This window comes from Mesorhizobium neociceri, assembly GCF_013520985.1.
In the GTDB taxonomy this organism is placed as follows: Bacteria; Pseudomonadota; Alphaproteobacteria; order Rhizobiales; family Rhizobiaceae; genus Mesorhizobium; species Mesorhizobium neociceri.
The window spans coordinates 95,290-108,737 of record NZ_JACDTY010000012.1 but is presented as its reverse complement, the minus strand read 5'-3'; the positions used below and the strand labels follow the sequence as shown (position 1 = coordinate 108,737).

Sequence of the window (13,448 nt, the reverse complement as noted above, 5' to 3'; positions counted from 1 at the left end):
CCGGAATTGCGACGTGCCCGACAGGGCGTCAGCTCCGATACCCAGATCGAGCATGGCGACGGTAACGCAGCGCACGAAAGCCGCGGCCCAAATGTTCTGTCGTTGACTAGTCAGTTGCCTTCTTCATCCTGGGCCAGGCGGGCGCCACCGCGGCGAGCAAGCGCAGCAGTGATTGCCCGTCCCGCCCAAGAAACAGCGAGGGCAGGATCCAGCACAGCAGCAAGCCCCCGGCAGATGCCAGCAATGCCGTATCGATGAGCAGGGGAAGAGGAGATAGATGGAACTCGCGCAGCCATTCCACCAGTGCCCAGACGCCGGTTCCAACAGCGCCCGCGAGCGCGAGCCCGGGCAGGTGTGCCGCAAGGAAGTCCCCCCACGTCATCCCCGTCACGCGGAGGCTCAACTGTGCCATGAGCAAGAAGTTGATCCCGAAGGCCGCGCCGACGCCGAACGCCACGCCCTCTATGCCCCAGAATTGCCCTATGAGGGAGCCGGCGAAGACGCCGATGGTGAACACCGCCTGGCGCCAGGCGCGAGCGTAGACCGTTCCTGTTGCGCGCGAGACGGAATCGCTAAGCTTGTAGCTCGTGCGGAACAGCATGCTGAACGCAAGAATCCGGAGCGGGTCGACTACCCCTACCCATCCCCGTCCGAGAATGACCGCAACCAACTCCGGCGCGACGATCGCCACGACCACACTGGCCGGCAGGACAAGCAGAGCGCAACCCGCGACTGCGCTGCGATAGGCACGAGCAAGCCGCGCGGGCTGCTCCTGGACCAGCGCCATGGTCGGGAACAGCACCCGATCGAGAACCTGACCGACGATGACCGCGGGCGTCGTCATCAGTTGTGACGACAGGCCGTACAGTCCAAGCGCATCGGCGCCGAGCCAGCGGCCCACGACAAGCCTGTCCGCTTGGGTGGCCAGGTAATTGCATACCCGGGCAATGGTGAAGCCGCTTCCGAAATAGAGCAGTTCGGTGATGGCGCGCCGCTCCAGCAAAGGCCGCATCGAATGCGGTTGGCCAGCAAGCAGCACGACCATGCGGATGGATTGCTGGATCAGGAGCGCGCCGACAAGGGCCCAGATGCCGAAGCCGAGCCAAGCCAGAAGCGGACCGGCAACGACGTAGCCCGTCGCGAAGGCGCAGGCATCGACGAGCGCCAGCCAGCGGAATCGCAGCGCGCGCTGGGCCGCGGCCAATGCGACCATGGAAGCCCCTTGGAAAAGGAACACGAAGCAGATGGCACGAACGACGGGAGCCAGATCGGCGAGCCGAAGGAGGCCGGCAATTGCCGGTGCCATCGCCCAGACCAACGCGGACACAAACAGGCCGAGGAGGCACGACAAGGTGAACCCCACCCGAATATGCCGCTCTTCCAGCACAGGTCGTTGGACGATCGCGGGGGTAATGCCAAGTCCCTGGAAGATCGCCGAAAACTTGATGACGATCAGCGCTGCGGAGTAAAGACCGAACTCATTGGGCGATAGCAGCCGGGCCAGAATGAGAAGAGCGACAAGCTCCGCGACCGCGAGGGCACCCATGGACAAGGACGTCCAGAACATGCCCACGACACTTTGTTTTGCCAGCCCGCGCCTGTTGTTGCTCACGTCTGTCTTCACTCCTCGGCCGACCCAAACAGGGACCATTGCGTCGACCCTGGATTCGCTGAGCGACGGCTCGGCGACGCGCCAGCAACGTCACGATCGCATTGGTCATGTGGCGGCTCGGCCGCCGTGCCGACCGCCCGCGCCTTACGCGCCTCACCTATTGAAGAAGCGACGGAATTTCGTAGCGATAGAATTCCATCTCATCCCGGACCTCTGGTATGATCGCCGTCAGGTCTTTCTTTTCGAGGCGGAGCCACTTCTGCTGGCGGCCCGGGTCGATCATCTCCTTGGCCTTGCGAGCGATATCGTCGGTGCAATTCAGCCCGCAATGTTCATAGATGCGGCGCAAGACCAACTCGGGATCCTGTATCAAATCCTCATAGCGAAAGGACAGCACGCGGCCGTTGCCCAGCCTGGCGAGATCTTCTCGAGCCCTTCGATTGCCACGCGCCCACTGGCGCGCGATCACCGTCAACTTTTCATGCTCCTTCAGATCCCGATCTATTCCATTGTAACGTGGCCCATAGATCGAGGTGTATTTCCTCCCAAGCAGTCTTTTCGTGACCATCTGTTTTATAACATCTTTTGCGTAATAATGGATCTGTGTGACAGGAGTTATTTTCAAGAGGCGTATTAGTCCCTTGATAGACTTTGCTCGCTGCCACTTAAGCTCCATCGAGCTTATGTACGAAAATGGGTTCCTCGTAATATAGAGAAATATAGCCTCCGGAAAAATCCCGTGCACAAACGGCACGCGCAAGACGTTGGCAGGCGTGTTTTCCATGATTTGCCGGTCACCGTGCCGCGACTGATAGTCGAGGAACCGGCCGCGAATGTAACGAGCGACCCTATCGGTGGCATCGGTTTCGACGAATTCGTCATGACGCCGCGCCGGATCGGCGTATAGCCACAAGGTTTTTGGCTCGTACCAGGTAACGATGTCGGGGTGCAGCCCGATCAATTTTTGTGCAATTGTGGTCCCCGACCGATAGTTGCCGATCAGAAAAATCGGAGGTTTCAGCTCTTTTTCCGTCATCACAAGTCTCCGTCGCTAAAGGGTGAGCCATGATTGCGCCGATCCGCACGACAAGCTGGGGATTGCACCCGCGATGCGCGATCGGACGATGGGAAGGCGGCGCCGGGCGCGACGTAACGTCGACATGGGAATTCGGCCGCCGGAGGCAGTTCCCCACGACTGCCAGTGCTGTCCCAAAGATCATGTCAAAGTTCTGACGATGAGATTCTTACCCCGGCTAAGGCGGGGCCGGGCCAGGTCGGTCGATCAAGGCGCGAAGCAAGAATGTTGCGGAGCGACGACGGCAGGCCTGCAGCAAGCCCGTGTTCGATGGAGCGGACACCCCGTTGGTGCTATTGGCCGACAATGCTTGGCTGAAGTGCCGGGCCTTCAGCATTAGGTGCCGCCATTGTTCCGGACGTGTCCGGTGCGTAGAACCCCTTGTTGGCCACGATCGAAACCTCGATGACGTCGCCAGCTCTGACTTCCGTATTTTCATCGGCGACGATGTCGTGGGCGACTTTCTGGTCGCGCCTGAAAATCGAAATCTTCACCGAGCCTTGCAGGTCGTCGAAGGTCCTCTGTTCGCCATATGTGAAGATAAAGAGAAGCTTATCAGCAACATACCTTATCTGACTTTGAATTTTTCCCAGCTCGACCTGCGTATCCTGCGTTTGCGAGATCAAGTCCATTTCATAACTCTGCTTCTTTTTTCTCAGCTCACTCTCCGAGTTCAGCATCGCCTGCCGCGCCTGCTCCTGCTGCAGTTCGGTCTGCGCAAGTTCGGCGCGATAGCTCGTATGGGCTCTTTCCGCCGTCATGACATTCGAGTTGGTTACCAGACCTTTTTCCCGCAGCGACCGGGCAGACTGCAGTTCCTCGAGTTGAAGGTTGGCGGTCTTTTCCCTCTCTTTTCGCGTGGCAGCGACCATATCTGCTTCCTTCCTGGCCCGATCCAGCGAGACTTCGAAGAAGGAAACGTCATCCCGATATGCGGTAAGGCGAGCGTCCAGTTGCGCTTGTTCGGACGCAATGATGTCGGCAATCAAGTGTCCGCCAAACTCGACCGGCGGATCCGCCGGCGCAACGAAGGATTTGTCCGCCCGGCTTTCCGCCTGAAGCCGGGCGAGCCGAACCTTCAGACGATATTCTTCGATCGCCAGACCTGCGCGTGCGCTGCGCAGATCAGCTATTTGCAGGGCCGGCTCCGTGTTTCCCACGACGGTGGCCCGAAAGCCGCCGGCTATGGTGAGCGCATGCCGAACCGTAATTCCGGGTTGAAACGGGTACGATCCGGGATGAGCCACCGTTCCGGAAATAAAGAATGGCCGGTACTGACCGATCTCCACTCTCACGAACGGCTCGAGGATGAGCTTCTGCTGCTGAAATGCACGCTGAATGGCCTGCGAAAGGGCAACGGCGGTGATGCCGCGCGCCTGAATATCACCCAACATGGGAAGTGATATCGAGCCCCGATCATCGACCACGACGTCCAGCGGATAGGATTCCTCGCCAATCACGGATACACGCAGGACGTCACCGGTGTCGAATGTATATCCATCCGCACAGGCTGCATCTGCGGTGAGCAGAAAAAAGGCAATGGCGAGACCACAAATCATTGCCAGCATGCGGCCGGCCACAGGTTCAAATCCGGGAAAAAGCCGTCGGCCCCAATCCTTCATTCGCAAAAGCTTGGAAGGAAATTGCTGGTCAGCACGCAAACGCATCGTCGTACTCCGGTTGTCTTGCCTGCCGTCAGGACCAATCGACATTCGTCGACCGGAGCGTGACAGCAGGTGTTCGTTAGGTTCGAGCAGTAAGCCTTGGAAATCTGTGCTCCTTCGAAGGAGCAAAAGGGATCAAAATCCGAGCAGTCCTAAGGGTTGCTTGGCGAGGCCATCGCGAATTCGCGTCTCGGTTGGCCTTGCGGATGAAAGGGCTGATTCAAGAACGGATTGATAAATCAACTCGACCCTATCGCACATGGCATCCAGCCCCCAGGATGAAAGGTCGGTGAGTTTCGCGCCATCAGCCAGTCGAGCGCGGCAGTGCTCATTTTGGAGAAGGTCGGCGATCGCAGCCGCTGCGGCGCCAACGTCTTCCCCGGGCGTCACAATTCCATTCACGCCATGCTTCACAACCTCTTCCACTCCTGGCAGATGCGAGACCACACTGGCTCGACCGCCCGCCAGATACTGCATCATGACGCGAGGCAGTCCTTCTCGCATCGACGTCAGCACACACACGTCCGCTAGACTGATCAGCCGCTCAGGCTCGCTATGGTATCCGATCATGCGAATGTTGTTTGCGAACGGGGATCGTTCAATCGCCGATTCAATAGCGGATCGCGCCGGCCCCTCACCGGCCAGGATCAGTCGCACATTGGGAATCCGGTCGACGACTTGCCCAAATGTTTCAATGAACTCTACATGGCGTTTTCTCGGCTCCAGTGCAGCCAGCATCAGGACTACTGGTGGCTTTGGCTCTCCGGCGGTCGTCCCCAGAAGCAGATAGGGGTCTTGCGGCCATTGCGCGTTCGCGAAGCGCGCCAGATCGAAGCCGGAGTGGACGACATGGTGCTGATCGGCGCTGCCCAGATGATTGGCGATGCAGATGTCGCGCATAGCCTGACTGACATCGATGAAAGCCTGTGTGAACTTCGCGGCCAGGCGTTCGGCGCCCAGAAATATCAGCCTCTGCGCGCGGCCCACATGCACGAAAGGCAAAATGTGCACGCCATGGATGATGCAAGGGATATTGGCTTCCCTGGCGGCAAGCCGGCCGACGATACCGGCTTTGCTTTGATGTGTGTGCACGATGTCAGGCCGCCAATCGCGCATAAGGCGAGTGAGTTGCCCGAATGCAGAAACGTCTTGGGATGGTGAAATCGAATTGATGAGTTTTTCCAGAGTCACCACTCTGACGGCTCCGGCAACCGATGCCCGCAACCTCGGGTCATACTCGTCGCCGTGAACCAAAAGCACCTCGTGGCCATGCCGCGCCTGAGCTAGGCAGCAGGCCAATGTGTTCTCTTCGGAACCTGCCCGAAGCAGTCTGGTGAGCACATGAACGATCTTCATTTGCTTATACCTCAGGGGACATGAAATCCGGGGCGCATCCGGGTGAAAGGGCGAGCGCAAAATCAGATTTCACGCGGCCGCATCGACGTCCGACAGCGACCTCGGCGCCGGCACTTCTGCGCTGTTCGCCGCTGGCCGGTCGCGCTCGAACTGTTCGGTGCCGGGCAAGGCATGCAGCCAGGTTTCGCGTCTTGCGGTCCACAATTCATATTCGGGTACGAGATCGGTCGGCGCGACGTCGAGGCTGCCGATCATCACCTCGGCCTCGTTGTCGTCGACCCGGGCGACGCGGCCGCCGCAGGTCGGGCAAAAGCTGCGCATGCCATAGGAGCTGACGAGGCCCGTCTTCTCGAAGGCCTCGCGCGGCCAGATGGCAAAGGCCGAATAGGCCGAGCCGCCGGCCTTGCGGCAATCCTTGCAATGGCAAAGACCAATGCGGAGCGGCGGACCGCGGACCGAGAACTGCACGCCGCCGCACAGGCAACTGCCGGTCCTGCGTATGGTGTCGAACATGGCAACCTCCGTCATTGCGTGGAGCTGCGGCCGGATGGGACAGGTGCTCGTCCGAAGCAGAGCCATATTGGCTCGTTCGAGTCGGAGCCCCGTGCTGATCCCGGGATGAAACAGGCTCTGTCAGCGCGCCGCCATCGAGCGCGAGCGTTCGGCGGTCTTTCCCCCGCCTGGCAGGGAACACCTGTCGATTCGCGATGGCGGAAGGCCGTGCGTCAGGGGCTGTTGGAGATGGATACTGGCCGATGAGCCGGCCGCCCTGCCTCTCACAACGACAGCCAGATATGCCTGAACAGTTCGCGGCCGACCGCCTCGATGCCAGCGCTTGCGTCAATGGTTCGGATGGTCTTGTCCTTGGCTCGCAGCTCCGCCATCAGCGACAGCCGCGCATCGAAGGCTTCTTTCCTGATTTCTCCCGGCTTTCGCTGCTCGGAGACGGCAAAATCGGAAACGAGGTGCAAAGTGAGGTGTGGCCGGCATTCCGCCATCTTCTGATAGAGCCTCTGCTCAAGCCGGGCGAGAGCTGACAAGCCAGGGACGGAGAACAGGTGCGGTGGGATGGTTGGCCCGTCCAGATATCCCCTGCCGAGCGCTTGCGGCCACCTGTCGCAAATGACGATCAGGCCGCGCGTCGCCCATCGATGTGCACGTTTCACGACAGCGTATCGCTCAAACGCGATCAAAACTGCCCACAATGCCAGCGCGGCGGCAGCAACTCCTCCCTTCGACCAATTTCGGCTAGCGGAATTGTTGCCACCTTGCTGGGCCAAGGACTTAAGGCGGCGTCTATGGGGAAAAACCAGGGTCTGCAACGCCTTGCGAAGCCACCACCCATTGCCGTCTCCGGTCCCGACATATGCTTGCGCACACCCGAATTTCCATCGAAATATCTGTGTCAGCCGATCAACCTGAGTGCTCTTTCCCATGCCATCAGGTCCTATGAGCGCCACTACAAAGCCACCAGCCGCAGGCCGTCTCTTTGGTGGAAATCTGCCGGGCATCAATCGCTGAAGGGATCTCAATGCGAGATACGAGGTCTTGCGGGCCAGATGAACGCCGGCGTCGGCTACTCCGTAGCGTCCCGTGAAACCGCACATTTCCCGGATTGAACGCCGCAGCCTGGAAAGATCTCCACGGTGGGCGAGCAAACTGTCGGTGCTTTGCAGGAACCTGCAGCTCGCCGATCTCCCGCCGCCAAACGTGTATTCCACGACATGCAAGCCATGCTCGCCCGACAAAAATGGCAGACGTGCAAATTGGTCCTTCCAACCATCCCCAACGGTGATCCATTGCCTCCACGGCGGCCCCCAGGCCCTAAAGGCGAAGCGTGCAATTGCTATTCGAATCTCGTCTTCGGGAGAGACGACGGGGACCGCTACGCCGTCGACACAAATCGTCTCCCATCGCGTAATCGCCGCATAGTCGAATACGGGATAGCGCTTACGAAACTCCCAGCCGACCCGGACGCCGATATGCATGTCGAGATGGAGATAGCGGCCATGCGAAAAGTCGGGCAGGAACCAGTCCTCTCGGCCGGCGCAGACATTGTCGTAGCAGGACAGGCTCACGCCGCGACAGCCGTGCAGCTTGCTCACGATCGAGCAGAAGGCTGGGTAGTCGTGTTTGTCCAGAAGGACATCCAGATCGTCCCGGCCCGCAAGCCCATATTGCAGGGATGCGAGATCCTGAATTATTCCGTACTTCAGACCGCCCTCATTGAATGCTCGAAACAATTCTGTGGCGATCGGCAGGGACGGCACCGTCTTGAGGGGCAGGAAGGGGGCGCTTCCGTCGGTATGTGTAAGACCTGCATCTGCTCTGCTGCCCGACGGGCTTGCGCCAACCACCCTGGCTGGCGCTGGAACACTCGCCCCCGGCGTCAACGCTTCGGTCAGCATGCTTGCCTTGGCCTCTGGAGCCCAGCGACGATACTGTTGCGGCTGCAGGCCATTCCGAGGCGCTCCAGGGTCTGCGGGACGGTGGCTTCCGGGTTTGGATTTCCGTGAAAGTTGCAAGGGGTTTCCCCAGTTGATCGCGTCGAGAGTCAATCGCTCATCGTCGCCGGAAAGTCGTCGAATTGGCGCCATATCCATCCATTGGCGGCTGACTGGTGGGACGTAGCGTCCAATGTTCTCAATGCCGGCCTGAAGGCTGGGATGTCGGCTTTTGCAAGCTGCCGCATCGAGGGTGAATTGGGTGCCAATTCGTCCCTCCTTGCCCAATGGTCTCGGCATCTTCGACATAAAAATTGTTAGGTGAAAACTAACGCATAGAATTCAAGCAATTGCTGAAAGTTTATCCCGGTCGATCGTAATTGGAATCGACCGGTTCATAATATCGAGGAGAATTCTGACTGCTCCAGCACTTCCGACATGATCAAGAACGCCAAGCTGGTCCGAAAACGGTCCGTCTATGATCCTAACTCTTTGACCCGGCCTCAATAGAATGTCCGGGTGCAAAATACCGTCGTCATCGGTTGCTGAGATCAAAGACTCAATCACGCCATATGGCGCCGGTATCGGCATTCCTTTGCTCATCACGAGCTTTCGGACGCCGACGGTCGAGTTGATCGGGTACCAACTCTGCTGATGAACAGCCAGCGAGACGAACAGATAGCAGTCGAAATAGGCACTGGAGACGGTTCTGACAATGCGAGCATGGCGAACGGTTCGTCTTCGCTTGGGCAGATAGGTTTGGAAGTTTTGCGACAACAGGTGCCGCTCCGCCAAGCTCTCCGAATGTTGGTGCGTCTGGACCACGCACCAGCGCGCGGCGTCCCCGTCGTGAATTCTCCCGATCGGCTCAAGAGAGCCACTATGAGATAGGTCAGCGTGCTGCATGGCGAAATATTTTCTCTAGTTGAGATAGTAACTGTCAGAAACACTACTTTCCAAGGACGTGTAGCGGCCATATTTCGGCAGCTTTGGTTCCTCCACCATTGTCAAGGCGATGCCGGCAATCTTGGACCGGCCGCCAAGATGGCGAATTCCTTCGGCAACGGCCTCGCGCGAGGTTTCACGCCACTTCACGACAAAGAGGACTTTGTCGACATACCTCGCCAGGATCGAGGCATCGGCCGCAGGTCCAACAGGTGGTGCGTCAATGATCACCGTGTCGAATCTCCCGCGAAGCTCGTTGAGGACCGAGCGCATTCGCACGGAAGCAAGAAGGGCAGGCGGGTTCCGGGTCCTTGTGCCGGCAGGGAGGAGGGAAATCCCCGAGCGTTCGTCCCGATGAATTGCGTTTGCAGCCCTCATCGGCAAAGTCAGAACGTCGACCAACCCGACCTTATCCGCCATGCCGAAGAAGGCCGTGGCAGCAGAAAGCCGCAAGTCCGCATCGACGACCAGAACCCGTTCGCCGTCGGCGGCCGCGGAGCAAGCCAGGCTCAATACCAGGGTTGTCTTTCCTTCGCCGGGCATCGCCGATGTCACCAGCATGAGGCGGGGGGATCGGACCAGTTCCGGTGTCGCCTCGATGCCCAGACGAAGCCGCCGCACGGCTTCGCTATACCTGGACAGTGGTCTGCGTTCGAGATAGGCCACAGGCTGGGCTTGCGACTGGGCGTCTCTCGACCAGCCCGACATCCTTGGCATGGACGCAAGAACCGGAACGGCCAACTCGTCCTCTATCTGCTTCTTTGCCATGAAGCCGGAAGCGAAAAGTTCACGAAGAACGGCGCCGGCGCCCCCGACGAAGAAGCCGAGGACAAGTCCCAGGGCCGCAAAGAGAGGCCTGTTCGGGAAGCTCGGCGAATCCGGAACACCCGCGTCGGTGATCACACGTACGCCGCTGTTGAGGAGGGTGGACTTCTCCTCGGTGAGCTTGGCGCGTGACAGGAATGTCTCAAAGAGTTCTTTGTTCGCGGCGGCAATCCTCTCCAGGTCGCGCAACTGGACGCCGACCTGACCTTCGATTTCGGACCGGTTGGATACCGAATCCAAGGCTCGAGCCAGAGAAGCTTCCCGGGCCTCTGCGGCATCGACTTCATTCTTCAGATTGCCAATGAGACGCTGTACTTCGGCGGCGATCTGTCCCTCGATGTCGCGGCGCTCTGCCTGAGCCGTCATGACATCCGGATGCCGATCGCCATATTTCAATTTGAGGTCGGCTTCCCGTCGTGTCACTCCAGAGAGCTGAGCCCGAAGTGCGCTGATCACCACGGATTGCAGTACGTCCGGTATCGACTGGATGTCGCCTCCGCTAGTCTGCAATTTGTCAACTTGTTGAAATTGTGCCCGTTTCTCTGACAGTTCGGCGCGCGCGTTAATCAACGCGATATTCAATTCGGACAGCTGCTGGTCAGTCAAACTGCCTGCTGGCGTCGCCAACAAATTGTGATCGATCCGAAACTTCTGGACGGCTTGTTCCGAAACGCTCAGTTCCGCTCGCAGAGATGCGGCCCGCTCACTGAGCCATGTGGACGCTTTCCTGGCCCCTTCGTAGCGCGACCTTACGCGATCAGCGAGATAGGCCTGGGATATTGCGTTCGCCAGGGAGGCTGCTTTTCCCGGGTCGTAAGCGGTCACTGAAATCTCAATGACATCCGCCATCCCGACACGCGACACTCCGAGCGCGCCTTGCAGCCATCCTAATGCCCCCAACCCGATCTTGGGATCCTCCGGCAGCTTTTCGCTGTCGACGACCTTCTGAAGGAGCGATGCGGATCTCAGAACCGCAATCTGACTTTCGATGAATGTCGAATTGTCGGCGAAATCAGAATTGGAATAATCCTGCGGAGTCATATAGTCGATCGGGGAATCGAGTAAGATTTGTGCAGCCCCTGTATACGATGGCGGAAGCACATAGGCGGCAACCACAAATATGCCGAAGGTGACCGCTGCAATGCTGCACACGAGCTTCCATCGGCGGAGGAAGAAATCAAGGATCTCCCTGACGTCCAATGGTAGCAACTCTCGGGTTATGATCGGATTGTCCATTGGACTTGCCATTTCCGAATCCTTGCGATCAGCAGCACAACTCCGCCCCTCCAGCGTCGGCTGAATTTGCTTCACGTCAAAATAATTCGGGCAACCGCCTGTTTAAGCGCAATGAAAACACCTAACAGGGTTGGTCCCCGCCATTCGGTATGTCCAAATCGCTCCCGCCCGACGACCGGTAGCATCGCCGGCCAGTCCGAAACATAACAGCTTCGCGAACATCGTCGCCATTACCATTATTGAGTAGTAAATCGGCTAAAGGTCGATCTGGTCTACCCGACAAGCCTTTCAGACCTTAGGACATTCGCCGGGACATCTGTCGCTCTTCCGGGAGGTCTGGAACGCTACCACCGACCGCGATCAGGCGCGCGGGAGAGCTTGCGCTCCCAGACGCCAAGCAAGCAGTCGGCCTTCGTCAGAGGTTGATATGGATACTTACAGCGACGTTATTGCGGGGCTTGTGGATTGGGCGGTCAACAGACCGTTGTCCATTCTGATGCTGTCAGCAACCTGGCCGTTGATGCTCCTTCTGAACAAGGGCCGGTTGCTGGGCTATGGGGCCCTTGCCTTTTTTATTGGAGCCGGGGCCTTGATTGTGTTCGGCATCGAACGCCCCGCTGGTGCAGCCGTTGTCGTTTTGGCCTACAGTTTGCTGGTTTCAGTTGCCCTGCTTTCCGCCTGGAAGCGACTTGCCCAAATCGAGACCCGCCTTGCATCGGTCATATCTGCACTCGACGACCTGGAGGTGGCCGAAGAAAGATGGCAGACTTACAACGCCAAGCGTGCGCTGCGGCGCCGGAAGTCGGCAGCCAAGCCGATGGAGCAAATCGTTTCGACCGGCGCGACGGAGGGTCTCGAAAGAGATACCCGGGTGATCGCCGGCCCGCCTTGGCAAGAATTACCGGCTCCCGATCCGCGTGGGGGATTAGCTATTCCGGCTTCAGCGCGAGCCGCAGTACCCGACGGACTTTCAGAAAAGCGTCAAACAGGGCTGCTATCAAGTTGAGCATTCTGTTTGGCGAGGGGTTTTAACAGCTGACGCGATCGCAAAGTAGCGGTGACGTTCGCTGGGCGCAGCCTAGAAAAAAATGTGTTCGAAAGCGTACGATCGGCGCTGTCGGAAGTCCCAGGGCAACCAGCTGAGGGCAATCCCGCAACTAGATCGTAGGGGCCAGCTTCGACCCAGATGACCGAAGCTTGATCGACCTTTATACCAATGATTCAGGCGGTTTGCGCGATCCTCCCGGACGTCGTTGTGTGCCAGGGCGCCACGACGGATGCACCCAAAGCGGTAAGGCCGTACCCAACGGTGGTAGGCAGCGAAGCCATTCGGCTGAAGGATTAGAGGGAACTTTTTGTCCAGTTGATGGTTTGCGTCCTCAGGTTGATCGAAGGGGCGATCATTGGGGGGAGTTATCTGGGCAAAATGGGCTTATCAAAACAGGCTTTTGGATTGGCGAGGGAACCTACGCTTGCCGACGCGAGTTGGGAAAAGGGATTCTCTGTACTGCCGGGCGCTGTGCGCCGCCTCTATCCAGCGAACACGACGATTGTACGCGAGCATCAGGCTAGCTCCCTTATCCTTGTTGTGACTGCGGGATGGGTCGCTTTCTTCAAGACATTGCCGAACGGCTCGCGTCACATCATCGATTTTGCGCTCCCTCGCGAAATTGCCTCGATTGAGTTCAGCGGAGAAGGGGGCGAGACGGTAACGGCTCTTTCCGACGTGACTGCGATAGGGTTGATCGGTCCTGTCCGCACTTGTTTATCACGCTATCCGCAGTCCATTTGCGAGACTATCCTGCTGGCTGAGGCAAGGCGGTATTCCAGGGTTACGGAACATCTGGCCGGAGTCAGTAGAAGGGGACCTGTGCAACGCACGGCTCACTTTCTTCTTGAACTGGCCTGCCGCGCACATCGATCAGCAACGACCTATCCGGACCGTTTTGAATGCCCGCTGACCCAGGCCGAACTGGCCGACGCGTTAGGACTTTCAGCTGTGCATGTAAGTCGCGTGTTGAAGGATTTGCGAGAAAGCGGATTGGCTTCATTCCGTAATGGTGTGGTCGAGTTGCACGACCATGCGGGGCTTATCAAAGCAGCCGGATTTGATCGGTCGTACATCTCGACCTGACGCCAAAGCGCCGTGGGGAACTCGCACGTCGCTACTTTGAAAGTTCGCCGCTCCGCGAGCATGCGTCGAGATCGCAGTCTCCGCGCACGTTCAATCGGAGCAGGCCATGCCGATGGAATATCATGGCAGGTCCATCGTTCGGCGACTGTCATGGCTG

10 protein-coding genes are annotated in these 13,448 nt (G+C 58.7%); 2 read left to right on the top strand and 8 right to left on the bottom strand.

Annotated features, from left to right (window positions below):
- Positions 1-106 precede the first annotated feature (106 nt).
- The 8 genes from H0241_RS22745 to H0241_RS22710 form a co-directional block, all read right to left on the bottom strand.
- Positions 107-1,612, bottom strand: coding sequence for a lipopolysaccharide biosynthesis protein (locus tag H0241_RS22745; protein WP_328824788.1), 1,506 nt, complete (start codon positions 1,610-1,612; stop codon positions 107-109).
- 157 nt (positions 1,613-1,769) lie between these two features.
- The gene (locus H0241_RS22740; RefSeq protein ID WP_181060084.1) at positions 1,770-2,648 is read right to left on the bottom strand and encodes a sulfotransferase family protein; all 879 of its coding nucleotides are present in this window, start codon (positions 2,646-2,648) and stop codon (positions 1,770-1,772) included.
- Positions 2,649-2,980: 332 nt separating this feature from the next.
- Positions 2,981-4,354 carry a polysaccharide biosynthesis/export family protein gene (locus H0241_RS22735; protein WP_235984416.1) on the bottom strand — a complete coding sequence of 458 codons (1,374 nt, stop codon included), beginning with the start codon at positions 4,352-4,354 and terminating at the stop codon, positions 2,981-2,983.
- Between the two features lie 132 nt (positions 4,355-4,486).
- Positions 4,487-5,707 (bottom strand): glycosyltransferase, encoded by a 1,221-nt coding sequence (locus H0241_RS22730; protein ID WP_181060083.1) that lies wholly within the window; start codon positions 5,705-5,707, stop codon positions 4,487-4,489.
- A 69-nt stretch (positions 5,708-5,776) separates the two neighbouring features.
- Positions 5,777-6,220 (bottom strand): GFA family protein, encoded by a 444-nt coding sequence (locus tag H0241_RS22725; RefSeq protein ID WP_181060082.1) that lies wholly within the window; start codon positions 6,218-6,220, stop codon positions 5,777-5,779.
- A 263-nt stretch (positions 6,221-6,483) separates the two neighbouring features.
- Positions 6,484-8,460: a nucleoside/nucleotide kinase family protein gene (locus H0241_RS22720; RefSeq protein ID WP_235984415.1), complete on the bottom strand. Its 1,977-nt coding sequence runs from the start codon at positions 8,458-8,460 to the stop codon at positions 6,484-6,486.
- Between the two features lie 33 nt (positions 8,461-8,493).
- Positions 8,494-9,057 (bottom strand): transcription termination/antitermination protein NusG, encoded by a 564-nt coding sequence (gene nusG / locus H0241_RS22715; RefSeq protein WP_181060081.1) that lies wholly within the window; start codon positions 9,055-9,057, stop codon positions 8,494-8,496.
- Positions 9,058-9,072: 15 nt separating this feature from the next.
- Entirely contained in the window at positions 9,073-11,157 is a 2,085-nt protein-coding gene (locus H0241_RS22710) for a GumC family protein (RefSeq protein WP_235984414.1), read from the bottom strand.
- A 427-nt stretch (positions 11,158-11,584) separates the two neighbouring features.
- Between H0241_RS22710 and H0241_RS22705 the strand changes: the two genes are divergently transcribed.
- Positions 11,585-12,163, top strand: coding sequence for a hypothetical protein (locus tag H0241_RS22705; protein WP_181060080.1), 579 nt, complete (start codon positions 11,585-11,587; stop codon positions 12,161-12,163).
- Between the two features lie 378 nt (positions 12,164-12,541).
- Positions 12,542-13,291: a Crp/Fnr family transcriptional regulator gene (locus tag H0241_RS22700; protein ID WP_210285038.1), complete on the top strand. Its 750-nt coding sequence runs from the start codon at positions 12,542-12,544 to the stop codon at positions 13,289-13,291.
- Positions 13,292-13,448 lie beyond the last annotated feature (157 nt).

Excerpts from the sequence above, each read along its gene's own strand:
- H0241_RS22730 (WP_181060083.1), bottom strand. The coding sequence starts at position 5,707 with ATGAAGATCGTTCATGTGCTCACCAGACTGCTTCGGGCAGGTTCCGAA.
- H0241_RS22740 (WP_181060084.1), bottom strand. The coding sequence starts at position 2,648 with ATGACGGAAAAAGAGCTGAAACCTCCGATTTTTCTGATCGGCAACTAT.
- H0241_RS22710 (WP_235984414.1), bottom strand. The coding sequence starts at position 11,157 with ATGGACAATCCGATCATAACCCGAGAGTTGCTACCATTGGACGTCAGG.
- H0241_RS22705 (WP_181060080.1), top strand. The coding sequence starts at position 11,585 with ATGGATACTTACAGCGACGTTATTGCGGGGCTTGTGGATTGGGCGGTC.
- H0241_RS22720 (WP_235984415.1), bottom strand. The coding sequence starts at position 8,460 with ATGTCGAAGATGCCGAGACCATTGGGCAAGGAGGGACGAATTGGCACC.
- H0241_RS22725 (WP_181060082.1), bottom strand. The coding sequence starts at position 6,220 with ATGTTCGACACCATACGCAGGACCGGCAGTTGCCTGTGCGGCGGCGTG.
- nusG (WP_181060081.1), bottom strand. The coding sequence starts at position 9,057 with ATGCAGCACGCTGACCTATCTCATAGTGGCTCTCTTGAGCCGATCGGG.
- H0241_RS22735 (WP_235984416.1), bottom strand. The coding sequence starts at position 4,354 with ATGCGTTTGCGTGCTGACCAGCAATTTCCTTCCAAGCTTTTGCGAATG.